This window comes from Streptomyces sp. NBC_01224, assembly GCF_036002945.1.
In the GTDB taxonomy this organism is placed as follows: Bacteria; Actinomycetota; Actinomycetes; order Streptomycetales; family Streptomycetaceae; genus Streptomyces.
Genome location: NZ_CP108529.1, coordinates 7809865 through 7833015 on the forward strand (window position 1 = coordinate 7809865; position 23151 = coordinate 7833015).

26 protein-coding genes, 1 pseudogene and 1 riboswitch are annotated in these 23151 nt (G+C 69.7%); of the genes and pseudogenes, 14 read left to right on the forward strand and 13 right to left on the reverse strand.

The window, feature by feature from the left end; genetic code table 11:
* Nucleotides 1-43: 43 nt before the first annotated feature.
* Nucleotides 44-2773 carry a SpoIIE family protein phosphatase gene (locus tag OG609_RS35425; protein WP_327276563.1) on the reverse strand — a complete coding sequence of 910 codons (2730 nt, stop codon included), beginning with the start codon at nt 2771-2773 and terminating at the stop codon, nt 44-46.
* A gap of 271 nt (nt 2774-3044) precedes the next feature.
* Here OG609_RS35425 and OG609_RS35430 point away from each other — a divergent pair, with 271 nt between their 5' ends.
* Together OG609_RS35430 and OG609_RS35435 are read left to right on the forward strand one after the other, a co-directional pair.
* Nucleotides 3045-3272 carry an antitoxin gene (locus OG609_RS35430; RefSeq protein ID WP_093893369.1) on the forward strand — a complete coding sequence of 76 codons (228 nt, stop codon included), beginning with the start codon at nt 3045-3047 and terminating at the stop codon, nt 3270-3272.
* The gene (locus OG609_RS35435; protein ID WP_093551070.1) at nt 3269-3640 is read left to right on the forward strand and encodes a fic family toxin-antitoxin system, toxin component; all 372 of its coding nucleotides are present in this window, start codon (nt 3269-3271) and stop codon (nt 3638-3640) included. The genes OG609_RS35430 and OG609_RS35435 overlap by 4 nt, the downstream gene beginning before the upstream one ends.
* Before the next feature lie 30 nt (nt 3641-3670).
* On the opposite strand, the gene OG609_RS35440 is transcribed toward OG609_RS35435, so the two are convergent.
* The 4 genes from OG609_RS35440 to bioB form a co-directional block, all read right to left on the reverse strand.
* Nucleotides 3671-4348, reverse strand: a complete 678-nt coding sequence (locus OG609_RS35440; protein WP_327276564.1) for a class I SAM-dependent methyltransferase — start codon at nt 4346-4348, stop codon at nt 3671-3673.
* A gap of 79 nt (nt 4349-4427) precedes the next feature.
* Nucleotides 4428-5117 (reverse strand): dethiobiotin synthase, encoded by a 690-nt coding sequence (bioD, locus tag OG609_RS35445; RefSeq protein WP_327276565.1) that lies wholly within the window; start codon nt 5115-5117, stop codon nt 4428-4430.
* Nucleotide 5118: 1 nt separating this feature from the next.
* Nucleotides 5119-6423, reverse strand: coding sequence for an adenosylmethionine--8-amino-7-oxononanoate transaminase (locus OG609_RS35450; protein WP_327276566.1), 1305 nt, complete (start codon nt 6421-6423; stop codon nt 5119-5121).
* Complete coding sequence (gene bioB / locus OG609_RS35455; protein ID WP_327276567.1) at nt 6416-7582, reverse strand: biotin synthase BioB; 1167 nt, start codon at nt 7580-7582, stop codon at nt 6416-6418. Before bioB ends, OG609_RS35450 begins: the two co-directional genes overlap by 8 nt.
* Before the next feature lie 142 nt (nt 7583-7724).
* Between bioB and OG609_RS35460 the strand changes: the two genes are divergently transcribed.
* The gene (locus tag OG609_RS35460; protein WP_327276568.1) at nt 7725-8867 is read left to right on the forward strand and encodes an 8-amino-7-oxononanoate synthase; all 1143 of its coding nucleotides are present in this window, start codon (nt 7725-7727) and stop codon (nt 8865-8867) included.
* Here the strand turns inward: OG609_RS35460 and OG609_RS35465 are convergent.
* Nucleotides 8860-9066 (reverse strand): DUF397 domain-containing protein, encoded by a 207-nt coding sequence (locus OG609_RS35465; RefSeq protein WP_327276569.1) that lies wholly within the window; start codon nt 9064-9066, stop codon nt 8860-8862. The genes OG609_RS35460 and OG609_RS35465 overlap by 8 nt on opposite strands.
* Before the next feature lie 24 nt (nt 9067-9090).
* A complete protein-coding gene (locus OG609_RS35470; protein ID WP_327276570.1) occupies nt 9091-9951 on the reverse strand; it encodes a helix-turn-helix domain-containing protein in 861 nt (286 codons plus the stop codon).
* Nucleotides 9952-10155: 204 nt separating this feature from the next.
* On the opposite strand from OG609_RS35470, the gene OG609_RS35475 reads away from it, so the two are divergent.
* Nucleotides 10156-10587: an ATP-binding protein gene (locus OG609_RS35475; RefSeq protein WP_327276571.1), complete on the forward strand. Its 432-nt coding sequence runs from the start codon at nt 10156-10158 to the stop codon at nt 10585-10587.
* Between the two features lie 43 nt (nt 10588-10630).
* Here OG609_RS35475 and OG609_RS35480 read toward each other — a convergent pair whose 3' ends face one another.
* On the reverse strand, nt 10631-11569 hold the full coding sequence (locus tag OG609_RS35480) for a LysR family transcriptional regulator (RefSeq protein ID WP_327276572.1): 939 nt from the start codon (nt 11567-11569) through the stop codon (nt 10631-10633).
* A gap of 72 nt (nt 11570-11641) precedes the next feature.
* On the opposite strand from OG609_RS35480, the gene OG609_RS35485 reads away from it, so the two are divergent.
* Nucleotides 11642-12277 (forward strand): LysE family translocator, encoded by a 636-nt coding sequence (locus tag OG609_RS35485; RefSeq protein ID WP_327276573.1) that lies wholly within the window; start codon nt 11642-11644, stop codon nt 12275-12277.
* 83 nt (nt 12278-12360) lie between these two features.
* Here the strand turns inward: OG609_RS35485 and OG609_RS35490 are convergent, their stop codons facing one another.
* From OG609_RS35490 to OG609_RS35500, 3 genes are all read right to left on the reverse strand, one after another.
* A complete protein-coding gene (locus OG609_RS35490) occupies nt 12361-12834 on the reverse strand; it encodes a C40 family peptidase (RefSeq protein WP_327276574.1) in 474 nt (157 codons plus the stop codon).
* 3 nt (nt 12835-12837) lie between these two features.
* Nucleotides 12838-13010: riboswitch (cyclic di-AMP (ydaO/yuaA leader) on the reverse strand.
* A gap of 435 nt (nt 13011-13445) precedes the next feature.
* Complete coding sequence (locus OG609_RS35495) at nt 13446-13754, reverse strand: hypothetical protein (protein ID WP_327276575.1); 309 nt, start codon at nt 13752-13754, stop codon at nt 13446-13448.
* A gap of 7 nt (nt 13755-13761) precedes the next feature.
* The gene (locus OG609_RS35500) at nt 13762-14397 is read right to left on the reverse strand and encodes an ATP-dependent Clp protease proteolytic subunit (RefSeq protein WP_327278292.1); all 636 of its coding nucleotides are present in this window, start codon (nt 14395-14397) and stop codon (nt 13762-13764) included.
* A gap of 91 nt (nt 14398-14488) precedes the next feature.
* On the opposite strand from OG609_RS35500, the gene OG609_RS35505 reads away from it, so the two are divergent.
* Nucleotides 14489-14773: a type II toxin-antitoxin system Phd/YefM family antitoxin gene (locus OG609_RS35505; RefSeq protein ID WP_327276576.1), complete on the forward strand. Its 285-nt coding sequence runs from the start codon at nt 14489-14491 to the stop codon at nt 14771-14773.
* 86 nt (nt 14774-14859) lie between these two features.
* On the opposite strand, the pseudogene OG609_RS35510 reads toward OG609_RS35505, so the two are convergent.
* Nucleotides 14860-15451: pseudogene (locus tag OG609_RS35510) on the reverse strand (hypothetical protein); the annotation flags it as partial.
* Nucleotides 15452-15470: 19 nt separating this feature from the next.
* On the opposite strand from OG609_RS35510, the gene OG609_RS35515 reads away from it, so the two are divergent.
* From OG609_RS35515 to OG609_RS35550, 8 genes are all read left to right on the forward strand, one after another.
* Complete coding sequence (locus OG609_RS35515) at nt 15471-15650, forward strand: hypothetical protein (protein WP_442818023.1); 180 nt, start codon at nt 15471-15473, stop codon at nt 15648-15650.
* A 138-nt stretch (nt 15651-15788) separates the two neighbouring features.
* Nucleotides 15789-16091 (forward strand): urease subunit gamma, encoded by a 303-nt coding sequence (locus OG609_RS35520; protein ID WP_327276577.1) that lies wholly within the window; start codon nt 15789-15791, stop codon nt 16089-16091.
* Between the two features lie 15 nt (nt 16092-16106).
* A complete protein-coding gene (locus OG609_RS35525; RefSeq protein ID WP_327276578.1) occupies nt 16107-16418 on the forward strand; it encodes an urease subunit beta in 312 nt (103 codons plus the stop codon).
* Nucleotides 16411-18132, forward strand: a complete 1722-nt coding sequence (locus OG609_RS35530) for an urease subunit alpha (protein ID WP_327276579.1) — start codon at nt 16411-16413, stop codon at nt 18130-18132. Before OG609_RS35525 ends, OG609_RS35530 begins: the two co-directional genes overlap by 8 nt.
* Nucleotides 18133-18145: 13 nt before the next feature.
* Complete coding sequence (locus tag OG609_RS35535; protein WP_327276580.1) at nt 18146-18808, forward strand: urease accessory protein UreF; 663 nt, start codon at nt 18146-18148, stop codon at nt 18806-18808.
* Nucleotides 18809-18835: 27 nt separating this feature from the next.
* On the forward strand, nt 18836-19513 hold the full coding sequence (gene ureG, locus OG609_RS35540; protein WP_327276581.1) for an urease accessory protein UreG: 678 nt from the start codon (nt 18836-18838) through the stop codon (nt 19511-19513).
* Nucleotides 19510-20280, forward strand: coding sequence for an urease accessory protein UreD (locus OG609_RS35545; protein ID WP_327276582.1), 771 nt, complete (start codon nt 19510-19512; stop codon nt 20278-20280). The genes ureG and OG609_RS35545 overlap by 4 nt, the downstream gene beginning before the upstream one ends.
* Nucleotides 20281-20437: 157 nt before the next feature.
* Nucleotides 20438-22015 (forward strand): alpha/beta hydrolase, encoded by a 1578-nt coding sequence (locus OG609_RS35550; protein ID WP_327276583.1) that lies wholly within the window; start codon nt 20438-20440, stop codon nt 22013-22015.
* Nucleotides 22016-22090: 75 nt separating this feature from the next.
* Here the strand turns inward: OG609_RS35550 and OG609_RS35555 are convergent, their stop codons facing one another.
* The gene (locus OG609_RS35555) at nt 22091-23140 is read right to left on the reverse strand and encodes an NAD-dependent epimerase/dehydratase family protein (protein ID WP_327276584.1); all 1050 of its coding nucleotides are present in this window, start codon (nt 23138-23140) and stop codon (nt 22091-22093) included.
* Nucleotides 23141-23151: the final 11 nt, after the last annotated feature.

Sequence of the window (23151 nt, forward strand, 5' to 3'; positions counted from 1 at the left end):
TACGGCCCGCTCGACGAACGATTTCCGCGCGGAGATCCGGCCGTCAGAGTTCCGCTTCAAGGATGTTCAAGAACGCCGTGCCGTCCACACTCCCGTCGGGTCGGGGCAGTGCCAGCTCCGCCCAGATGACCTTTCCCTGGGGGGTGTAGCGGGTGCCCCAGCGTTCGGCCAGTTGCGCGACGAGGAACAGGCCGCGGCCTCCTTCATCCAGTGCAGCGGCATACCGCAGATGGGGCGAGGTACTGCTGCTGTCGGCCACCTCGCAGGTCAGGGTGTGGTCACGCAGCAGCCGCATCGTGACCGGTGCGGAACCGTGGCGGATGGCGTTGGTGATCAGCTCACTGAGCACCAGCTCCATGGCGAACGCGAGCTCGGACAGACCCCAGTCGTCGAGCTTCTCGGCCACGGCGGCGCGCATCCCCGCCACAGCGGCGGGATCGAACGGCACGTCCCAGTCGGCGACGTGGTCGGGCGGGATCGCCCGTGTGCGAGCGATGAGCAGAGCCACATCGTCCTTCGGCCGGCTGGGCAGGAGCTCGCCGAGCACCGCCTGGCAGCTCTCCTCCGGTGGCCGATCGGGATGGGACGCCAGCGCCTGACGCAGCAGCTCCATCCCCACGTCGATGTCCCGGGTGCGGTCCTCGATGAGCCCGTCGGTGTAGAGGACGAGCTGCGTGCCCTCAGTCAGCTCCAGTTCCGCGGTCTCGAACGGCATACCGCCCAGGCCCAGGGGCGGCCCGGCTGGCAGGTCGGGGAACGACACACTGCCGTCGGGCTGGACCAGCGCGGGCAAGGGATGCCCGGCCCGCGCCATGACGCAGTGGCGGGAGACGGGATCGTAGATCGCGTACAGGCAGGTGGCGCCTGTGATCACCGCACCGGCGGTCGTCTCCACATCCTCCTGGTCGATACGCCCGACCAGGTCGTCGAGGTGGCCGAGGATCTCGTCGGGCGGCAGGTCGAGTGTGGAGAAGTTGTGCACGGCAGTGCGCAGCCGTCCCATCGTGGCGGCTGCGTGCAGGCCGTGGCCGACGACATCCCCGACGACCAGCGCCACCCGGCCGCCCGGTAGCGGGATCACATCGAACCAGTCGCCACTCACCCCGGAGAGTGCGGGCAGATAGCGATGGGCGACCTCAAGGGCGCTCTGCTGGGGCAGGGCACGCGGGAGCAGGCTGCGCTGCAGAGTCACGGCCATGGCGTGCTCACGGGTGTAGCGGCGGGCGTTGTCGATGCTGACCGCCGCCCGGGCGACCAGTTCTTCGGCCAGGGACAGGTCGTCCTCCTCGAACGGCTGGGGCTTCTCCGAGCGCCAGAAATTGGCCATGCCCAGGATGACGCCCCGCGCCTGGAGGGGCACCGTTATGAGCGAATGGATGCCGTACTCGACGATCCTGCGTGTCCGCTCCGGTTCCTGGGCAAGCCAGCCGGGTGCGGTGGACAGGTCGGGCACCAGCTCCGGCCGGCCGCTGCCGAAGGCCCGTGCCTGCGGCGTGGAGGGGAGGAAGTCGATCAGGCGGCCGCGCTCATAGAGGGGATGGTCGTCCCGGATGCCCTGGATGGCGGTGCGGCGCATGTCCGCGCCCGTACTGGTCGGCTCGTCCCCGTGCAGGACCGAGTCGGCCAGATCGACGGTGACGAAGTCGGCCAGCCGGGGGACCGCGACCTTCGCCAGTTCCTCGGCCGTACTCACCACGTCGAGGGTGGTGCCGATGCCGAGCCCGGCGTCGTACAGCAGTCTCAGCCGCTGGCGGGCTACCTCCGCCTTTCCGGACAGTGCCCGCAGCTCTGTGGAGTCACGCAACGTCGCGACCGTTCCCTCGGGGCCGCCGTGACGATCCGTGGGGCGCTGGTTCACCGCGAGCAAGCGGTCCCCGGCGAGGAGCACTTCGTCCGTGGCCGCACGGCCCGAGGTCAGCAGTTCCACCGTGCCGGGATCAAGGCCGGGCAAGTCCGAGATGTGCCGCCCCTCGGCATCGTGCGGCAGATCCAGCAGCCGTCTGGCCTCGTCGTTCGCCAGCAGCAGCCGACCGTCGTTGCCGACGATGAGCACGCCTTCGCGTACGGCGTGCAGCACCGCGTCGTGATGCTCGTACATGCGAGTCATCTCGGCGGGGCCCAGACGGTGGGTCTGCCGCCGCAGCCGTCTGGCCACCAGCGCCGTCCCGGCCGTGGCCACGACGAGCGCGGCGGCTCCGGTGCCGAGGATGATCGGAATCTGTCGGGACACCACACTGGTCACGTTCTCGACCTTCATGCCGGCCGACACCAGGCCCACGACTTTGTGACCGAGGTTGTAGATGGGGACGGTCGCCTGCACCTCGTGGCCGAGCGGGCCTTTGACGGTCTCGGTGTACACATGGCCGGCCAGCGATGGCCCGATGGTGCCGACAAACCTCTTCCCGATCTGGCTCGGCTGGGGATGCGTGTAGCGGATCCCTTTCGTGTCCGTCACCACGATGAAGTCGACGCCGGCCGCTTTCCGGGCCGCCTCGGTGAGCGGCTGGAGCACTTTGGAGGGATCGGGTGACTTCAGCGCGGCCAGGACGCCCGGTGAGTGCGCGAACGTCTCCGCGACGGCAACCGAACGCTGTCTCGCCTCCGCGTTGGTGTCGTGCCGTGACTGCAGCAGGAGTGCCAGCACCGCGGCCGCAACGAGGAACACCACCAGAGCCACCTGCAGGGCGAAGACCTGCCCGGCAAGGCTCCAAGGGTGTTTCTCCGTGAGTGACCGAACCGGTGCGTTCCGGAATCGGCCGAAACGTCTGGCCACATTGCCCTTTGTAACACCGCAAGGTCGACGGCGCGTGAGGCGAAGCAGGCCGGGGAGGGCCTTTCGGGCGGGCGTACACGGCCGTCGCAACCCGCTTCCGAGGGGCCACCGCATCCCGGCGGTACCGTTCTCCTTGCGCTGGGCGGCGCCCTCGCAGAGCCGACAGAGCATTCGGAGGACGAATTCCGCCATGTGGTCACGGGCGACCGGTGTACGGGGCACCGGAGGGCTCCTCTTGCCGGTGCTAGCGCACCCGCGCTAGCGTGTTTCTGTGCCCAAGACTCAGCTGAACGTGAGAGTGGACGAGGCCACGGCAGAGGCCGCGCGACAGCGCGCGCTGCAGAGGGGAATGAGCGTGAACCGCTACATAGAGGAGCTCGTGAAGCAGGATGCGGGCGAGGTCGGACACACCTTTGTCGAAGCCGCGGCCGACTTCATGAAGCAGTACGAGTCGGTGTTCGCCGAGGAGTTCGGCCCGGAGTGCAAAGGCACGCGTTGAACCTCCAGATCGACCTTTCCTGGCTGCTCATGGTGGCCGAGCACAAGACTCCCGGCGATCCGCAGGTCGTCGACTGGGGTGCGCTCGTGGCTGCCGTGGCCCGTCATGAGGCCGAGATCTTCGGCAGCCCCGTCTACAGCGACCCGCACTCCAGGGCCGCTGCCCTGCTGCAGTTGCTGCTCCATGTTCCAGCGCTCGAACACTCGAACGCGATGTTCTCCTCGGCCGTCGCATACGGCTATCTCGTCGCCTCCGGGCTGAAGGTCATCACCTCGCCCGAGCAGGTGCGCGACCTGGCTCGACTGGTGAAGGAGGGCAAGGCGGACGTCCGGGCCATCGCCGACGAACTGCGCCAGTGGAGCCTGTGACGCCGCTGGTACGCGGTGGTGGCCGATGCGTCAGTCGACCACGGCCGGCCGCCGCGCCACGCCCAGCACACATGCGGACGTGGGCAGCCGGATTCCCCAGTCGGGCATCCTGACCCTGCGGTAGGCCTCCACCGTGAACCCGGCCCTTTCGATGGCGGCCAGGGTGTCGCGCGCCGTGTGGCACCCGCCCATCACCAGCGGCCAGACCGTACGGTCCAGCGCCCGCTGGGTCGCTGCCATGGCCCGGTCATCGGCCCGCACATGCTCGAAGAAGCGCAGCTCGCCGCCCGGTCGCAGCACCCGTACGAGTTCCGCGAGCGAACGTTCCACATTCCGTACTGTGCACAGCACCAGCGAAGTGACAGCCCCGTCGAACGCCTCGCTCTTCACCGGCAGGGCCTCCGCCGCGCCCGGCACCACATCCACTGGAATTCCGGCACGCAGCGCCGACCGCACCGCCAACTGTCGCAGGCTGCGCTCGGGTTCGATGGCCACCACCTCCGACACCGCGGGCGGGTAGTGCGCGAAGTTCAGGCCATTGCCCGCACCTATCTCGATGACCCGGCCGGACATACCGGCCAGCAGCTCCGAGCGCACCGCGCCCAGACCCGCCCCGGTCTCCGCGGCCACGCTCATCCGGGCGTAGAACCGGGCGAAGACGGGGTGGTGCACCGCGTCCTCCGGGGTTTTCGTGCTGCGCAGACGCATGACGGACCTCCTCGACACGGCGCTCGACCGGAAAGGTACGGCTACTTCGATTCTCCCCCGTCCCGCGCGGCCCAGCCGCTCAATCGGCCGGCCGATTACCGCCCAGTTCCGCCGCCAGCCAACTCCCGGCCAGGACACGGAAGTCGGCAGGATCCAGCGCCCCCGCACCGGCCGGTACGGCACCCAGCAGCGGGGCGCCCGCAGCTACCGGAAGGTCCGCCAGATTGCAGCGCGCCGCGAGGTCCGGCTCGGCGGGCATGCTGCCCACCACCACACCGAGGCACTCCAGCCCCCGGGCCCGCAGAGCCTCCGAGGTCAGCGCGGTCGTATTGAGCGTGCCCAGTCCGGCCGCCGCCACGACCAGGACCGGTGCACCCAGAAGCCGTGCCGCGTCGGCCAGGGTCGCGCCGTCGTCGTCGAACCGTACGAGCAGTCCCCCCGCACCCTCGACCAGCACCAGATCGTGTTCGGTCGCCAGCTTCTCGGCCGCCTCGGCGATCTCGTACGGCCGTACCGGCGGGAGACCTGCCCTGCGGGCGGCCGTCGCAGGTGCCAACGGCTCGGGGAACCGGGCCAGTTCGACCGTGGTCACATGGCCGCCCGCCAGCCGTGCCACCTCTGCGGCGTCCCCGGGCTCGCCGGGGGCCAGGCCCGTCTGCGCGGGCTTGAGCACCGCCACACTGCGATCGCGGCACGCCGCCGCCACGGCCGCGGTCACGACCGTCTTGCCGATCTCCGTGCCCGTACCTGTCACCACCAGAACCGTCATCTCAGCCCTCCCGCGCAGCCGCGCACACGGCGCGGGAGATCCGCGCCACATCCTCGTCACCGGTCACATACGGCGGCATCGTATAGACGAGATCGCGGAACGGCCGCAGCCACACGCCCTCCCGTACCGCCGCCCGGGTCGCGGTCTCCATGTCCACCTCGTGATCGAGCTGTACGACGCCGACAGCGCCCAGCACCCGCACATCCCGTACCCCGGGCAGCTCCGCCGCCGGGGCGAGACCGTCCCGCAGTCCGCCGCCGATCCGCTCGACCTCTTTCTCCCAGTCCTGGCCGAGCAGCAGGTCGATGGAGGCGCACGCCACGGCGGAAGCGAGCGGATTGCCCATGAACGTGGGCCCGTGCGCCAGCACCGGCACCTCGCCGCGCGAGATGCCCTCCGCCACCCGCGAGGTGCACAGCGTCGCCGCCATCGTCAGATAGCCGCCGGTCAGCGCCTTGCCCACGCACATGACGTCGGGCGAGATCCCCGTATGCTCCGCGGCGAACAGCTTCCCCGTACGGCCGAAACCGGTGGCGATCTCGTCGAACACCAGCAGCACGTCATGCGCATCGCACGCCTCGCGCAGCACCCGCAGATAGGCGGGGGAGTGAAACCGCATCCCGCCCGCGCCCTGCACCACCGGCTCCACGATCACCGCGGCCAGCCGGTCGGCGTGCTCCGCGATCAGTTCCCACAAGTGCTGTACGTACGCGACATCCGGCTCCGCGTCGAAGCCGGCCGGCGGTTCGTCCGCGAAGATCTGCCGGGGCAGTACGCCCGACCACAGTTCGTGCATGCCACCTTCGGGGTCGCACACCGACATCGGCTGCCAGGTGTCCCCGTGATAGCCGCCGCGCCAGGTCAGCAGCCGCTGCTTGGCCGGCCGCCCGACCGAGCGCCAGTACTGCAGACACATCTTCACCGCGACCTCGACCGACACCGACCCGGAGTCGGCGAGGAAGACATGCTGCAGCGGCTCCGGGGTGATCTCGACCAGCCGCGTGGCCAGCCGCACGGCGGGCTCATGGGTGAGTCCGCCGAACATCACATGACTCATCCGGTCGAGCTGACCGCGTGCCGCTTCATTGAGCACCGGATGGTTGTAGCCGTGCACCGCCGACCACCAGGACGACATGCCGTCGACCAATTCGTGCTGCCCGTGGGCCGGTTCGGCGAGCCGGATCCGTACCCCGGACGCGGACTCCACGACCAGCGGCTCCTGACGCCCCGGCATCGGGCCGTACGGATGCCAGACGTGGGCCCGGTCCAGGGACCGCAGTTCGGCCGGGGAGAGGGCCTCAGGCATTGGGGGCGAGATCCGTACCCGCGCCGCGACGGCGGACTGCCACCAGATCCGTGCGTGCAGCCGGAATCTCGCTGGGCTCGGACGCGGCTTCTGTGGGCGCGTCGCCGCAGGGTGAGCATCCCCCGTCATGCGAACCGCAGCCGCCACCCGCCTGGGCGCGGTGCGCAGGCAACGTCGTCGTTCCCGCTCCCTCCACCTCGAAACCGGCGTCCGCGATCATGTCCAGATCCGCCTGCCCCGCCTGTCCCTCACTGGTGAGGTAGTCGCCCAGGAAGATCGAGTTGACCAGGTGCAGCGCGAGCGGCTGCATCGAGCGCAGATGCACCTCGCGCCCGCCCGCGAGCCGCACCTCCACGTCCGGGCAGAGGAACCTGACCATCGCCAGAATGCGCAGACACCGCTGCGGGGTGAGGTTCCACTCCTTGGCCAGCGGAGTGCCCTCGAACGGGATCAGGAAGTTCACCGGCACCGAGTCCGGGTCGAGCTCGCGCAGCGAGAAGACGACATCGACCAGATCGGCGTCGCTCTCACCCATCCCGGCGATCAGCCCGGAGCACGCCGAGAGCCCGGCGGCCTGCGCCTGCTGCACGGTCTCCACCCGGTCCGCATAGGTGTGGGTGGTGGTGATGTCCCCGTACGTCCCCTCGGACGTGTTGAGGTTGTGGTTGTACGCGTCGGCGCCCGCCGACCGCAGCCGGTCGGCCTGTCCGTCGGAGAGCAGACCGAGGCAGGCGCACACCTCGACGGCCTCGTGTCGCTCCTTGATCGCCTCGATGGTCTCCGACACCCGGTCGACATCCCGGTCCGTCGGACCGCGACCGCTGGCCACCAGACACACCCGCTTGGCGCCACCCGCCACCCCGGCGGCGGCGGCCTTCGACGCCTCGTCCGGTTTCAGCCAGGTGTACTTGAGGATCTCGGCCTTCGAGCCGAGTCGCTGCGAGCAGTACGAGCAGTCCTCGGGGCAGAGCCCGGACTTGAGATTGACCAGATAGTTCAGCTTCACGCGCCGCCCGAACCACTGGCGGCGCACCTTTCCGGCCGCGGCCACCACTTCGAGCAGGTCGTCGTCGGAGGTCGCCAGTACGGCGAGGGCTTCTTCGCGGGTCGGCAGTTCGCGCCGCAGTCCCTTGTCCACTAGCGTGTTCAGGAGGTCCATGGCGTTGATCCTGGCCTACGGCACCGCCCGCAGCCAAGGAGGAACCGGACAACAGAGCCCGTCTGGGGTGTGTGTATTGCCACACCATGACCTGCTGCGCTCCCGGTTAGGGTCTGTGAGCTGCCTACAAAAGGGACCGCTCATGCCCTTCGCCCCGTTCGACTGGATCGACGACGAGGCGCGCCGCCGCGCGGACGCCGGACTCGTCCGTACGCTCCGCCCTCGGCCCGCCGAACCGGAACTGCTGGACCTCGCGAGCAACGACTATCTGGGACTGACCCGGCATCCCGAGGTCACCGCCGCCGCGGCCGAGGCCGCGCGCAGGTGGGGAGCGGGGGCGACCGGATCGCGGCTCGTCACCGGCTCCACCGCATTGCACGCCGAACTCGAACGCGAGCTGGCCGATTTCTGCGGTTTCGAGGCGGCCCTGGTGCTGTCATCGGGCTACGTGGCCAATCTCGCCGCCCTCACCGCGCTCACCGGCCGCGGCTCGCTGATCGTCTCCGACGCGGGCAACCACGCTTCGATCGTGGACGGTTGCCGGCTCTCCCGGGCCGAGACCGCCGTCGTACCGCATGCCGATCCCGATGCCGTGCGCAAGGCCCTGCAGGCACACGGGGGACGCGCGCTGACGGTCACCGACTCGGTCTTCTCGGTCGACGGCGACGCCGCGCCGCTGCCCGAACTGGCCGACGCCTGCCGGGCGGAGGGTGCCGCGCTGCTCGTCGACGACGCGCACGGCCTCGGAGTGCTGGGCGAAGGCGGCCGGGGTGCGCTCGCCGCCGCCGGTCTCGCGGGCGGCGAGGGAATCGTCACCACGCTCACCCTCTCCAAGTCCCTGGGCAGCCAGGGCGGGGCGGTCCTCGGTCCGGCCCGAGCCATCGAACACCTGGTCAATACGGCCCGTACGTTCATCTTCGACACAGGCCTCGCACCGGCCGCGGCGGGCGCCGCTCTCGGGAGCCTGCGGCTGATCCGTCGCGAGCCGGAACGCGCCGGCAGGGCCCGTGCGGTCGCCACCGCTCTGTACGAGCGGCTGACCGGGGCCGGTCTGACCGCCGTTCGCCCCGACGCGGCCGTGGTCTCGGTGCGGGCACCCTCGGCGGACGCGGCGGTGCGCTGGGCAGCCGACTGCCGCGCCGCGGGAATCGCGGTGGGATGCTTCCGGCCGCCATCGGTACCGGACGGTGTCTCCCGGCTGCGGCTGACAGCGCGAGCCGATCTGACCCAGGAGCAGATCGCCACCGCCGTGGCGATCGTACGGCGGACCGCTCCCGTCAGCTGACCGAACCCCGGTGCAGGCCGGAGACGAAAGATGTCCAGGCCACCGCGGAGAACCGCAGTGGTGGCCTGGACACATCCTTGGAGTCCCGCACGGCCAGCCGCCCGTCTCCGAACGGCACGGCCTCCACGCAGTTGTTCATACCCGTGCTGCGGCTGCTGCGCCGCCACCGTAACTCGTGTTGTGCAAGGCAATCCGACATGAGCCCCCCTCGGGCAGTCCAGGGTCACCGACCGTCGCGGTCGATCGCGGCGATGAGGTCCAACGAGTGCTCCGGCGACAGCGCGTGCGCCTGCATCGTGCGGAAGGCCGAGCTGTACGCCTCAAGGTCTTCTTTCCGCTCCAGATAGAGGCTACTCGTCAAATGGTCGAGAACTACCACGTCCAGATCAGAAGTGTTCGGAAATGAGAAGATAACGAAAGGGCCGGTGAGGCCGACATAGCCACCGACCGAGAACGGCAGCAACTGAAGTTCCACATGGGGAAGTTGAGCCACGCGAGTCAGATGGCGCAGCTGGTTTCTCATCACCCGGCACCCGCCGACCTCGCGCCGGAGCACCGCCTCGTCGAGCACCGCGCTCAGTCGCAGCGGCGGATCGGTCCGCAGCACCCCCTGCCGGGCGAGCCGCACCTCCACCAGCGAGTCCAGCTGGCCGGCGGGCAACCCGTCCAGCGAGGCCCGGGTCACCGCACGTGCGTAGTCGGCCGTCTGCAGGAGCCCCGGCACCACCGAGGTCTCCAGGGTCCGCGCGGTCCGCGCCTGGGACTCCAGACTGATGAAGTCGCGGTACTGCGGCGGGATCAGACCGCGATAGGCATGCCACCACCCGGTGCCGCCACCGCCGGCCGAACCCGCCAGCGCCGCCAGGAGCGTCCGCAGCTGCGTGTCGTCCACGCCGTACGCGTCCAGCAGCCGGGTCACATCGGCCGGCCGCACCCCACTGACACCGGTCTCGATCCGGCTCACCTTCGACTGGTGCCAGCCGAGGATCCGTGCGGCGTCCCGGCTCGTCAGTCCGGACGCATGGCGCAGGCTCCGGAGCTCCTCCCCGAGCTTGCGGCGCCTCACCGCAGGGCCGTTCTGCATCTTCGGCCTCCCTCCCTCTTCTGCCGAGCGGACAGTGTGACGCCCGCATACGGTCTTGCGTGGCAGGGTTCACCGCATTGAGCGACAGATATATGCATATCTTGGTGGATCGCCGTCACAGAGGGCAGCATCAGTGGCAATCTGGCGCGAAGCACAACCGGGACCGGTCGCGGGTCGGTCCAAGTGGGAAAGGGACGGCTCGCCATGGCAGACCATCAGGAAGCAAGCGTCACTCTGCCGAGCGATCCGGTCTCGGTCTCGTCGGCCCGGAGATACGTGGCAAGGGTGCTGACCGAATGGGGTCTGGCCATCGACACGGAGTTCGCCGACAGTATCCGACTCATCGTCTCGGAACTCGCGACCAACGCCGTCCAGCACACCTTCGGACAGTCGCCCACCTTCACCGTGGACCTGAGGCTGGAGCGGGAGGAACAGCTGCATCTGGGTGTGACGGACAGTCACCCGCGTCGGCCCCGGCGGCTGCCCGCCGCCGTTCAGCAGGACAACGGACGCGGCATGGTGATCATTCGCTGTCTGGCCAAGGAGTGCGGTGGCCGGCTCACCGTCACCCCCACCGCCGACGGCGGCAAGACGGTCTGGATCGCGCTCCCGTGGAGCATCCCCGTGCAGAGCTGACCGACCCTTCGATCCGCCGCCTCCCTGTCTCCCGATCGCATGATCACCCGCCCTCGCCGCCCGGCCGCTGCGCCGAGGCCGCCCGCCCGAACCCACTGCGCAACAGCGCCTGGAGAGTTGCCGCCGCGGCGCTCGCCCGGTCACCGCGGTGCACCATCGAGATCGTCCGCCGGAACGAGGCGGGTTCCAGCCGCCGCACGGACAACGGTGTCGACGACATCGCGGCAACCATCTCCGGTACGACCGCCATTCCGATGCCCGCGCTGACCAGCGCACACACCAGCGCATAGCCGGGCGACTCGCAGACCACGGCGGGTGTTGCCCCTGCTTCGGCCAACGCCTGCTCCACCCCGCGGCGCGGTGGATGCGTCGGCGCGCTGCTGATCAGCGGCCGCCCCGCCAGTTCCGTCACCGGCAGTCTCCCGGTGGCTTCGGACAGCATCTGCCCGACCGCCGTGATCAGGACCAGTTCCTCGACCAGCAGCGGTTCGGCGAATACCCCGGAGGGCCAGGCCGCTGCGGCAGCCGGCTCGTACACATGGGTCAGCGCAAGATCGACGTCGCCGGCGGCCACAGCTGCGACTCCGTCCGGCGGCTCATACTCGGTGACCGCCAGCTCCACATCCGGGTGGGCGCGACGGAAGGCGCTCAACACCGGCGGCAACAGATGGATGCCCGCGGTGGTGAACGTGCCGACCCGGAGGCGTCCGCCGGAGAGTCCGGAGAGACGGGCCAGTTCGTGGCGGGCCAGGTCCATCTCGTCGAGGATCCGCCGTGCGCGTCCGACCAGCAGCTCACCGGCGGCCGTGAGGCGGGCCCCTCGGTGGTGGCGCACCAGCAGTGCGGCGCCCGCCTCCCGCTCCAGCTTGGCGATCTGCTGGGAGAGCGCGGGCGCGGTGTAGCCGAGTCGGGCGGCGGCCCGGGTGATCGATCCGGCCTCCGCGACTGCCACCAGCGCCGCGAGCCGTGTCGGGTCGTACATTAAGTGTTCCTTTTGGCAGACCCAGAAGATTGCAAGTACACGCTAAAGGCTCTGCCGGGCCAGGGTGGACCCATGGACGCACAATTGATCGCCTTCATCGGGGTCGCCGCTGGAATGGTCGCGCTGCCGGGCGCGGACTTCACCGTCGTCGTACGCAACGCGCTCGCCTCCCGGTCAGCGGGGGTGGCGACCGCGCTGGGTGTTGCCGGTGGACTCCTCGTGCACACCGCGCTGGCCGTCGCCGGGCTTGCCGCTGTGCTGGTGACGCTGCCCGTACTGTTCCGCACCGTTCAGCTGCTCGGCGGGGCCTACGTCCTCTACCTCGGCATCAGCGCCCTGTACGCGGCTCGGCGCCGCACCACGGGCAGGGCGGGTGAGGCCGAGGGGGAACCAGCAGGGCAGGGAACCGTACGAGCACTGCGCCAGGGCTTCCTCACCAACGCCCTGAATCCCAAGGCGCCGGTGCTCTTCCTGAGTCTGCTGCCGCAGTTCGTTCCCGACGGGCAGCCGCCGCTCCCGAGGACCTTGCTGCTCGCAATGATCGTGGTGCTGCTTGCGCTGATCTGGTTCCCCGCAGTGGCCCTCATGGTGGACCGACTGGGGCGGCGGCTGCGCCGGCCACGTACCGCCCGCGCCATCGAGGGCGGCAGCGGCGCGGCGCTCACCGGTCTGGGGTTGGTGCTGGTGTCCGGCCCCCTGCTGCACTGAGTAACGAGCGGGTCAGCGGCGGAGACCAGGGCCTGTCCGGTGGATCAGGACCGGGGGCACGGGCCTGATCCACCGGACAGGCATCAGCGGACCCGCCCGTAGTAGACGCTCTTCGTCCAGATCTTCTCCAGCCGGACCACCGCGCCGGTCCTCGGCGAGTGCCAGATCCTGCCCTTACCCGCGTAGATCCCCACGTGGTAGATGCTGCGGCCGTAATGGAAGAAGACCAGGTCGCCGCGTTGCCTGTGCGAGGCCGAGATATGGCGGGTCTTGTTGTACTGCTGCTGGGCGGTGCGCGGGAGCTTCTTGCCCGCCTTTTTGAACGAATAGACCGTCAGACCCGAGCAGTCGAAGCGGTTGGGGCCGGTGGCCCCCCAACCGTATGGTGATCCCTTCTTCGACGCGGCGATGTTGAGTGCCTTCATCGAGAGGGTCGCTGCCTGGGCTTGAGGCGTGGCGCCCGGGGCAAGCAGGGTGCCGCCGACGGCGGCCAGTGTCAGAACCGAGGCCGTGCCGGCCCGGGCGAGCAGAGACGGGACATGAACCTGCGCAGCCATGCGCAACCCTTCGTCAGCCGCCTGTGAAGGATGACCTGTCGGGTTCGGGCTGGCGAAGTTGCCCGGCCGCGCTCGGCGGCTTCACCCCGAGGGTCGACCGGTGTTCCGGTCGACCCGTTGTGCTCGGGTCCTCCACTCCTGCCGATCCACTTCTGTCGACCAGGCATCCGGACGGCGGCAGGACTCGGCGTCCGCCCGGACCGCCCCGCCGCGGTGGCGGGGGCTTGTCGTCCCAGGGATCTTGGCGCACCGACTGCCGGATTTCCGAGAGAAAACGACGATATGTGAGTCTCCTCATTAATGATCCGTTTGGGTGGGGCCGATGATTCCGAAGACCGTGCAGGTCGCTCGGACCGGTCTCGTACCAGGGGTGGAAGGATGGATTCCGATCACTGCCCTCGCGAAAAACGCAAGTTGAGATGTCGCTCGCGAGGGGGAATCCCTACGCCGAACGAGCTAGGAATTTCGATGTGCCTGCCGGGCGTGTCGCGCGGGGGAGTTGAGCGACGTCCGTCGGAGTCGCGGGTGGAGTGAGTTGAGCAAACCCCGTCGGAGGTGAGGGCAGGGGGAGTTGGCCGGACCCGGCCGGGGCCGGAGACGAAGTGGGCTGCTCAACTCGCCCGAGCGGGGGGTACGGTGACGCGTCCGGCCCGCCGTTCCCCGTCCAGCAGGCGCAGCGCCCGCGCCAAGGTGGCGGCGTGGATCTGCGCCTCGCCGCGCTCATGCATCAACGCGAGGGCGTCCCGTAGCGCGCCCGCCCGTGAGGCCAGTGCCTGTGCGGCGCGCAGTGCGCCGTAGGTGTCGCTGCCGCGGGCCGGGTTGATCCGGCCCAGTTGGTCCAGGACTTCGAGGTAGCAGTCGATGAACTCCCCCTCGGCGCGCGTCAGTGCGGGGAGTGGCGGCAACTCCGGTGGCTGCATCGGGCGTTCACCTCGCGCTGTGCGGCGGGAGTGACGACTTCCGGTTCTCCATGACGTGGTCCACCAGGCCGTACGCCTTGGCGCCCGCAGCGTCGAGGATGAGGTCGCGCTCGATGTCGGTGGCGATCTGCGCTGCGCTGCGGCCCGTGTGACGGGCCAACAGTGTGGTGATCATCTCGCGGACCCGTTCCAATTCCTGTGCCTCGATCTCCAGATCGGACGGCTGACCTTGAACCGGCTCGGTGAGCTCGGGCTGCTGCACGACGACCCTGGCGCCGGGCAGTGCGTGCCGTCGGCCGGGAGCGCCCGCGGCGAGCAGTGTGGACGCGCAGGAACCGGCCTGTCCGAGGCAGTAGGTCTCCACCTCGCAGGTGAGGTACTGCATCGTGTCGTAGATCGCGGACATGGCTCCGAACGAGCCGCCGGGGGAGTTGATGTAGAGCGAGATGGGCCGGTCGGGGGCGTCGTGTTCCAGATACATGAACTGGGCGATCAGGTCGGTGGCGGCGGTGTCGTCGACCGGGGTGCCGAGGAAGACGATCCGTTCGGCGAGCAGCTTGGAGTACGGATCCAGGGTGCGCGTCCCGTTGGTCGTGCGCTCGGTGAACTCGGGCAGCACGTAACGGGCGGTGGGGCGGAACAGCATGGCGTTGCCTTTCCTCCGGAGCTGTACGGGGATCTGCGTGAGCATCTGTAAAAAATGTACAGGACGTACAGAAGGTTATGATGGGAGCATGGCCTACGAGATTCCGGTGACGCAAGCCCGAGCTGAGCTCGCCGAACTGATCAACCGCGTTGTCTACGGCGGCGAGCGAGTGGTCGTGACGCGGCACGGCAAGCCGCTCGTGGCGCTCGTTTCGGCTGCTGACCTGGAGCGACTCGAAAATGACGAGGCGGCTGCCGAGGAGCAGGTGATCAGCTCGGTCTCCTCGATCAGCTCCCTTGCGTCCGCTCCCGGCGAACGGCGGCGCTTCGGCATCGCGGCGGAACACAGGGGGCACCGCGAGCCGGGCAGCTGAGCGCCCCACTGACGTCCCGTAACGCTGAGATGCCGTGCACCCCCGCCCGTTGCGGCGGGGGTGCACGGCATGCTCGAACGGGGTCGGCCCACCAGGGCCGGCTCCGGGGTGCTGGGAGCGGGCGCGGCCGGAGGCTGGGCCCGGCGTCGGCCGCCGATGAGCACCGCCGTCAGCCCGAGCGCCGCCCAGAGTGTGAGCGTGAGCAGCGCATTGCCCGCACCGCTGCCGTCGAAGAAGGCCACCGACCGCAGCAGTGAGCCGCCCGCACCCGGCGGCATCAGCCGGCCGATCGTCCCGATCGGCCGGGGCAGCAGCTCGGGCGCGCTGGTCACGCCGGAGAAGGGGTTTCCGAGCAGCACCATCAGCAGGGCGCCGAGGTCGACGCCGGGCGGACCGATCAGCGCGGCGAGCCCCGCCACCGTCCCGCCGATGGCGCCTGGGCCGTGACCGCTTCGCGCAGCAGTTGGGTGCGGTCAGCAGCTGCGGGCCCTGCGGGGTGACCACGACCGCGCCGTATACAGACCGGTCCTCCATCGCGCGGCGGGCATCGGCCGCGGAGGCGTAACGATGTACCTCGAAGGCGCCCTCGCGTTGCTCGAACCGCTGCTGGAGCCGATCGGCGGCCGGTGCGGAACCGGCTGCCACGCTCGCCGAGGTCTTCGGGGGGTTGCGGGCGGCGTGGACGGAGCTGGTCGACGTGCACCGCGACATCGGCTTGCTCGGCTCCGATGTGTCCGCGGATCATGTGGTCCGCACGCTGATCGCCACCGCCCGGGGGTTCATCGCCCAGCCGGCGATGTTCGGTGACGCCGAACCCGAAGTGCTGGAAAACGGCCTGCGCGGCCTGATGTCCATGGATCTGCAAAAGATCAGTTAACGCGCCGGAAAAACTTCGGCTCTAACGTGCAATACCTCGCTGCGAGAGACCGGTTCGATGTTCAACAGTCTGTTGACGGCGGCTAGTGTCTCGCTGCGCCCAGGGCCGGTACTGGGCACAGGACTGTGAGGTGGAAGCATGCAACTGACCCCGCATGAGCAGGAACGCCTGCTCATCCATGTTGCTGCCGACGTGGCTCAGAAGCGTCGGGCGCGCGGACTGCGGCTCAACCACCCCGAGGCGGTCGCGCTGATCACCATCCATCTGCTGGAGGGTGCCCGCGACGGTCGTACGGTCTCCGAACTGATGGCATCGGGCCGCAAGGTGCTCTCCCGCGAGGATGTCATGGACGGGGTGCCCGAGATGATCCATGACGTCCAGGTCGAGGCCACCTTCCCGGACGGCACCAAGCTCGTGACCGTGCACGAGCCGATCGTCTGACGGCAGGTGTCACCGATGATTCCCGGAGAGATCCTGTACGGAGACGGGCCCGTACCGTTCAACGAAGGCCGGTCCGTCACCCGCCTCACCGTTCTCAACGCCGCCGACCGGCCCGTCCAGGTCGGTTCGCACTATCACTTCGCCGAGGCCAACCCGGGCCTGGACTTCGACCGTTCGGCCGCCCGCGGACTGAGGCTGAACATCGCCGCCGGGACCGCTGTGCGCTTCGAACCCGGCGTACCCGTCGACATCGAGCTCGTCCCCCTCGCCGGACGGCGCATCGTCCCCGGCCTGCGCGGCGAAACCGGAGGTGCCCTCGATGGCTGAACTCGACCGCGCGGTCTACGCCGACCTGTTCGGCCCCACGACCGGTGACCGCATCCGGCTCGCCGACACCGATCTGCTCGTCGAGATCGAGGAGGACCGCTCGGGCGGCCCCGGACTCGCGGGAGACGAGGCGGTTTTCGGCGGCGGCAAGGTGATTCGCGAGTCGATGGGCCAGGCGCGCACCACCCGCGCCGAAGGCGCCCCGGACACCGTCATCACCGGCGCCGTGATCATCGACCACTGGGGCATCGTCAAGGCGGACATCGGCATCCGCGACGGCCGGATCACCGGGATCGGCAAAGCCGGCAACCCGGACACCATGGACGGCGTCCACCCCGATCTGGTCATCGGCCCCGAGACCGAAATCGTCGCGGGCAACGGCAAGTTCCTCACCGCGGGCGCCATCGACGCCCATGTCCACTTCATCTCCCCGACCATCGTCGACCAGGCGCTCTCCGCCGGTGTCACCACGCTCGTCGGAGGTGGCACCGGACCGGCCGAGGGCACGAAGGCGACCACGGTCACTCCGGGCGCCTGGCACCTCGCCCGGATGTTCGAGGCTCTGGAGGCCTGCCCCGTCAACATCGGGCTGCTCGGCAAGGGCAACACGATGTCGGGCGACGCCATGCGCGCCCAACTGCGCGGCGGTGCCCTCGGATTCAAGATCCACGAGGACTGGGGTGCCACTCCCGCCGTCATCGACGCCTGTCTGAACGTGTGCGAGGAGAGCGGTGCGCAGCTCGCCATTCACACGGACACCCTCAACGAGGCCGGCTTCGTCGCGGATACGCTCGCGGCCATCGCCGGACGCTCCATCCACGCGTACCACACCGAAGGTGCCGGCGGCGGGCATGCCCCGGACATCATCACCGTGGTCTCGGAGCCGTACGTCCTGCCCAGTTCCACCAATCCGACCCGGCCTCACACCGTCAACACCATCGAGGAACACCTCGACATGCTGATGGTCTGTCACCACCTCAACCCCGCTGTGCCGGAGGACCTGGCCTTCGCCGAATCCCGGATCCGTCCCTCCACCATCGCGGCCGAGGACATCCTCCACGACCTCGGGGCGATCTCGATCATCTCCTCCGACGCCCAGGCGATGGGCCGCGTCGGCGAGGTCGTCCTGCGCACCTGGCAGACCGCCCATGTGATGAAGAAGCGCCGCGGCGTCCTTCCCGGCGACGGCCGGGCCGACAACCACCGGGTTCGTCGTTATGTCGCCAAATACACCATCAATCCCGCTGTCGCCCAGGGCCTCGACCGGGAGATCGGTTCGGTCGAGACCGGCAAGCTCGCCGATCTGGTGCTGTGGGACCCGGCGTTCTTCGGCGTCAAGCCGCAGACCGTCATCAAGGGCGGGCAGATCGCGTACGCGCAGATGGGCGACGCCAACGCGTCCATCCCTACGCCGCAGCCGGTGATGCCGAGGCCGATGTTCGGCGCACTCGGCCGGGCGCCCGCCGCCAACTCGTTCAACTTCGTGGCGAACGCAGCCATCGAGGACGGGCTGCCCGAACGCCTCGGTCTCGGCAAACGGTTCGTTGCGATCACCAGCACGCGCGGCGTCTCCAAGGCCGACATGCGGGAGAACGACGCACTGCCGCAGGTCCACGTCGACCCCGACAGCTTCGCCGTGACGATCGACGGCGAACCGGTCGAACCGGCACCCGCCGCCGAACTGCCCATGGCCCAGCGCTACTTCCTCTTCTGACGCGGACCATGTGATGAGTCGCGCAGCTCTGCTCGTTCTCGCCGACGGCCGGTTCCCCGCCGGTGGCCACGCCCACTCCGGTGGCGCCGAACCGGCCGTGAAGGAAGGACGTATCCGTAACGCCGAAGACCTCGCCGAGTTCTGCCGGGGCCGCCTCCACACCACCGGACTCACGGCCGCCGCACTCGCCGCGGCGGCCGCCCACGGCCATGACCCGCTCGCACTCGACGAGGCCGCCGATGCCCGCACCCCGTCACCCGCGCTGCGGACCGTCGCGCGCAAACTCGGCCGGCAGCTGATGCGGACGGCCCGCGCCGTCTGGCCCAGCCCCGAACTCGCCGCGCTCGCCCGGGACCGGCCGCGCGGCGCCCACCAGCCCGTCGTGCTCGGCCTCACCGCACGATCGGCGGGACTCGGGCCCGAGGATGCTGCGCACTGCGTCGCCTATGAGACCGTCAGCGGACCGGCCACCGCTGCCGTCCGGCTGCTCTCCCTCGACCCCTTCGAAGCCACCGCCGTCCTCGCCCGCCTCGCACCCGAACTCGACCGGATCGCGGAACAGGCCGCCGCTGCGGCGCACGGAACCATCGATGCGCTGCCCGCCGCCTCCGCCCCTCTCCTCGACATCACCGCCGAGGCGCACGCGGCCTGGCCTGTCCGCCTGTTCGCCTCGTAAGCCTGCAAGAACCAGGAGCCGAACGCCATGCACCTCGACCACGCCCATGACGGCCCGGCCGCCATCAGCGCCGATACAGCCCGCCCCGACGGCACCCGCCGCGCTCTGCGCATCGGACTCGGCGGGCCGGTCGGCTCCGGCAAGACCGCGACCGTCGCCGCCCTCTGCAGGTCCCTGCGCGACCAGCTCTCCATCGCTGTGGTCACCAACGACATCTACACCCGCGAGGACGCCGCCTTCCTGCTGCGCCATGCCGTCCTGCCGCCCGAGCGCATCCAGGCCGTGGAGACCGGCGCCTGCCCGCACACCGCGATCCGGGACGACATCTCCGCCAACCTCGAAGCCGTCGAGGACCTGGAGGACGCCGTAGGGCCGCTCGATCTGATCCTGGTCGAATCCGGCGGCGACAACCTCACCGCCACCTTCTCCAAAGGCCTGGTCGACGCCCAGATCTTCGTCATCGATGTGGCGGGCGGCGACGACATCCCGCGCAAGGGCGGCCCCGGCGTCACCACTTCCGACCTGCTCGTCATCAACAAGACCGACCTTGCCCCGTACGTCGGCTCCGATCTTGACCGAATGGCTCAGGACGCCGCACAGCAACGCGGGCCGCTCCCCGTGGTCTTCACCTCACTCACCTCGCAGGAAGGTGCGGGGCCGGTCGCGGACTGGGTGCGGGGGCAGCTCGCCGCCTGGACCGCATGAGCGTCCAGGCCACCGCCCGGATCACCGCGGTCCTCGACAGCCGGGGCGTCACTTCGCTCCCCGTGCTGGAGAGCGACGGGCCGCTCGCCCTGCGCCGGACCCGGGCCGCGAACGGCTCGTACGCCCGTGTCACCGTCGTCGGCGCCATGAGCGCGCCGCTCGGCGGCGACCGGCTCGCCATCGAGGCACAGGTCGAGGAAGACGCCCGGCTCACCGTCGACTCGGCCGCAGCCACCGTCGCCCTGCCCGGACCGGGAGCGGCCGCCGAACCCGCCACGTACGACATCAGGTTGAAGGTGGGGGAGCGGGCCGGGCTCTGCTGGCTTCCGGAGCAACTCGTCTCGGCGCACGGCAGCGTCCTGCACATGACCACACGGGTCGAACTCGCCCCCACCGCACGGCTGGTGCTGCGCGAGGAGCAGATTCTCGGACGCCACGGCGAGAGCACCGGCGCCCTCACCAGCCGCCTCACAGTGCACCGCGCCGGCCGTCCGCTGATCGACCAGCAGGTGGCGTACGGGCCCGGAGCACCCGGCTGGGACGGCGCGGCCGTTCTCGGCGGCCACCGGGCCCTCGGGCAACTCCTCGTCGTGGACCCGTTGTTCGGCGAAAAATGCCCCGAAGCACGCCTGCTGGGGTCGACCGCCGTCCTCACACCACTCGTCGGTCCGGCTGTGCTGGTGACAGCCGTCGCCCCCGATGCACGCGTGCTGCGCAGGGTCCTGGGCGACGCACTGAGCGACGTACTCGACACCCCGGCGAGGTGAATACCGCTCAGCGGGACGCAGGTATCCGGTTATCGATTCGGTAAAGAAGTGAGTGTGTGGCCTGTTCTCAGGAACCTCACAGACGACAGGATCCGCAGGAGGTCCTGAATGAACTGCGTCGCCACCGGCGGCGCTTCAGATATGGGGGAGGTTCCACTTGAGACGCACAGCAGTGCTCGGCTCGGCCGGCGCTCTGATCGCGGGCACGCTCATAGCGGGCGCGGTGACCGCACCGGCGGCCACTGCCGAAGGCCGTCACCAGCACGGTTCCGAGGCGCGCGGCGTTCAGGTCGCCGCGACACGGGCGGCCAGGTCCGGCATCGACTGGAAGGACTGTCCGGCCGACTGGGCCATAGCCAAGCCGATCCAGTGCGGCTGGGTGACGGTGCCGCTCGACTACGCCAGGCCCGACGGCAAGCAGATCAAGATCGCCGTCGACCGGCACGTCAGCACCGGCACGAAGGACGAACGACAGGGCGCCCTGCTCTACAACCCGGGCGGCCCCGGCGGTTCGGGGATGCGGTTCCCCACCCGGATCACCAACAAGAACCCGCTCTGGGCGAACACGGCGAAGGCGTACGACTTCGTCGGCTTCGACCCACGGGGCGTCGGCCACTCCGCGCCGATCTCCTGCATCGACCCCCAGGAGTACGTCAAAGCCCCGAAGGCCGACCCCGTACCCGACTCCGAGGCCGACAAGCGCGCCCAGCGCAAGCTCGCCGCCGAGTACGCGGACGGCTGCGCCGAACGCAGCGGCGACATGCTGCCGCACATGACCACGCCGAACACCGCCCGCGACCTGGATGTCATCCGCGCCGCCCTCGGTGAGGAGAAGCTCAACTTCCTGGGCGTCTCCTACGGCACCTACCTGGGCGCGGTCTACGGCACGCTCTTCCCGACCCACGTCCGCCGCATGGTGGTCGACAGTGTCGTCAACCCGGCCAAGGACAACATCTGGTACCAGGCCAACCTGAACCAGGACATCGCCTTCCAGGGACGCTGGGACGACTGGAAGGCATGGGTCGCCAAGAACGACTCCGTCTTCCACATCGGCAACACCCCCGCGAAGGTCGAGCAGGCGTGGCTGGAGCTGCGCGCCGCCGCGAAGAAGAACCCGATCGGTGGTGTCGTCGGCCCCGCCGAGCTCATTGGTTTCTTCCAGAGCGCGCCGTACTACGACTCCTCCTGGGCGCCCGTCGCCCGGATCTGGAGCGACTACCTGGGTGGCGACACCCAGGCTCTGGTCGACGCGGCGGGCCCGGACATGTCGGACACCGCGGGGAACATCTCCTCGGAGAACGGCAACGCCGTGTACACGGCAGTCGAGTGCGCGGATGCCAAGTGGCCCACCAACTGGCAGAAGTGGGACCGCGACAACACCCGGCTGCACAAGGACTACCCGTTCATGACCTGGGCCAACGCCTGGATGAACCTGCCCTGTGCGACCTGGTCGGCCAAGCAGCAGACCCCGCTGAACGTGAAGACCGGCAAGGGCCTGCCGCCGGTGCTGATCGTGCAGTCCACGCGTGACGCCGCAACCCCGTACGAGGGCGCTGTCGAACTGCACAAGCGCTTCAAGGGCTCGCGCCTCATCACGGAGCGGGACGCCGGTTCGCACGGTGTCACCGGCCTGGTCAACCCCTGCATCAACGAGCGGGTGGACACCTACCTGCTCACCGGCAGGACCGACCGCAGCGACGTGACGTGCGCCCCGCACGCCACACCCAAGCCGTAACGGTCACACCTCACGGGCACGGGCGGCCGGTGGCCTTGAGCCACCGGCCGCCCGTTCTCGCGCATGGGCTCCGCCTCAGGCCTTGCGGTCGTACGTCTCCAGCAAGGCGTCCTCCGCCGCGTAGTCGAAGAGCTTCCTCCCGTATGCCCGCACCATGAGGGGAAACGCGTCCGTCCAGTCCTTGCCCTCCAGTTGCGCGGCGATCCACTCGACCGTTTCCGGAAGCGACTCCACGTAGCCCGTCACCGGTTGGTACCCGAGTTCCCGCTCGGCGGCCGTCATGTCGTACACGATGGGATGGGCGGCGCTCCAGGGCGTCGAGCCGACGCCGTCGTCCCCGGGTGCGCCGGCCATCAGCACGGTCTCGGTCCTCCGGCCGAGCACCGCGTCGACGGCCTCGCCGATCTCCGCGACCGTCGGTGCCTGCGGATCCCCGGCATTGAGCACCCGCGAACCGGGCCGTCCGGCGGCGAGCCGGATCAGCTCGGCCAGGTTGGATACATGGACCGGGTGGAAACGGGACGTCCCGCCGTACGAGAGCACCCGCCGCACCCGGCCGTCCAGGTGCCGCTTCACGAAGTACAGCTCTCGGGGCGAGCGGCAGTACGCCCCGTGAATCGCCCCCGCACGCAACAGCGTCACCGGCAGCGTGTCCCCCGCCGAGAGCAGATCCTGCTCCAGCTGTATCTTCCGCGTCCCGTACGTGGCATCGCCGGCCGGCACGGTGCGCTGTGTCTCCGGGATCGGCACGGGGTATCGCGGAGCTCCGTCGGGCTCGCCCTGTGTGTCGAAGCTGCGACCCTGATCGTCCTCGTACACCGCACCGCTGGAGATGACCACCGCCGAACCGATCAGGTCGGCGAGGCCGGTCAGCTGCCGGGCGTGATCCGCGCCGTACGCGACCATGTCGACCAGTACGTCACATCCGTCACCCAGCGCCGCCGCCAGCGCCCCGTCCTCGTCCCGGTCGAGAGCCGTCGTGCGCACCGCGCCGTCCCACCGCGCGTCCCGGCCGCCGCCGCGTGAAGCGGCCGTCACCTCCCAGCCGTCCTCGACGAGCGCCTGCACGGCCACTCGCCCGATCTGTCCCGTCGCTCCCAGAACCCATGCGTTTCCCCTGCTCATGAGGGGCACGC

What these genes read in the sequence shown, in the direction of transcription:
- OG609_RS35475 (WP_327276571.1), top strand. Translation starts at nt 10,156, where the DNA reads ATGGCAGACCATCAGGAAGCAAGCGTCACTCTGCCGAGCGATCCGGTC.
- OG609_RS35480 (WP_327276572.1), bottom strand. Translation starts at nt 11,569, where the DNA reads ATGTACGACCCGACACGGCTCGCGGCGCTGGTGGCAGTCGCGGAGGCC.
- OG609_RS35555 (WP_327276584.1), bottom strand. Translation starts at nt 23,140, where the DNA reads ATGAGCAGGGGAAACGCATGGGTTCTGGGAGCGACGGGACAGATCGGG.
- OG609_RS35505 (WP_327276576.1), top strand. Translation starts at nt 14,489, where the DNA reads ATGGCCTACGAGATTCCGGTGACGCAAGCCCGAGCTGAGCTCGCCGAA.
- OG609_RS35495 (WP_327276575.1), bottom strand. Translation starts at nt 13,754, where the DNA reads ATGCAGCCACCGGAGTTGCCGCCACTCCCCGCACTGACGCGCGCCGAG.
- OG609_RS35465 (WP_327276569.1), bottom strand. Translation starts at nt 9,066, where the DNA reads ATGTCGGATTGCCTTGCACAACACGAGTTACGGTGGCGGCGCAGCAGC.
- OG609_RS35545 (WP_327276582.1), top strand. Translation starts at nt 19,510, where the DNA reads ATGAGCGTCCAGGCCACCGCCCGGATCACCGCGGTCCTCGACAGCCGG.
- OG609_RS35520 (WP_327276577.1), top strand. Translation starts at nt 15,789, where the DNA reads ATGCAACTGACCCCGCATGAGCAGGAACGCCTGCTCATCCATGTTGCT.
- ureG (WP_327276581.1), top strand. Translation starts at nt 18,836, where the DNA reads ATGCACCTCGACCACGCCCATGACGGCCCGGCCGCCATCAGCGCCGAT.
- bioD (WP_327276565.1), bottom strand. Translation starts at nt 5,117, where the DNA reads ATGACGGTTCTGGTGGTGACAGGTACGGGCACGGAGATCGGCAAGACG.
- OG609_RS35490 (WP_327276574.1), bottom strand. Translation starts at nt 12,834, where the DNA reads ATGGCTGCGCAGGTTCATGTCCCGTCTCTGCTCGCCCGGGCCGGCACG.
- OG609_RS35485 (WP_327276573.1), top strand. Translation starts at nt 11,642, where the DNA reads ATGGACGCACAATTGATCGCCTTCATCGGGGTCGCCGCTGGAATGGTC.
- OG609_RS35450 (WP_327276566.1), bottom strand. Translation starts at nt 6,423, where the DNA reads ATGCCTGAGGCCCTCTCCCCGGCCGAACTGCGGTCCCTGGACCGGGCC.
- OG609_RS35460 (WP_327276568.1), top strand. Translation starts at nt 7,725, where the DNA reads ATGCCCTTCGCCCCGTTCGACTGGATCGACGACGAGGCGCGCCGCCGC.
- OG609_RS35535 (WP_327276580.1), top strand. Translation starts at nt 18,146, where the DNA reads ATGAGTCGCGCAGCTCTGCTCGTTCTCGCCGACGGCCGGTTCCCCGCC.
- bioB (WP_327276567.1), bottom strand. Translation starts at nt 7,582, where the DNA reads ATGGACCTCCTGAACACGCTAGTGGACAAGGGACTGCGGCGCGAACTG.
- OG609_RS35525 (WP_327276578.1), top strand. Translation starts at nt 16,107, where the DNA reads ATGATTCCCGGAGAGATCCTGTACGGAGACGGGCCCGTACCGTTCAAC.
- OG609_RS35440 (WP_327276564.1), bottom strand. Translation starts at nt 4,348, where the DNA reads ATGCGTCTGCGCAGCACGAAAACCCCGGAGGACGCGGTGCACCACCCC.
- OG609_RS35470 (WP_327276570.1), bottom strand. Translation starts at nt 9,951, where the DNA reads ATGCAGAACGGCCCTGCGGTGAGGCGCCGCAAGCTCGGGGAGGAGCTC.
- OG609_RS35530 (WP_327276579.1), top strand. Translation starts at nt 16,411, where the DNA reads ATGGCTGAACTCGACCGCGCGGTCTACGCCGACCTGTTCGGCCCCACG.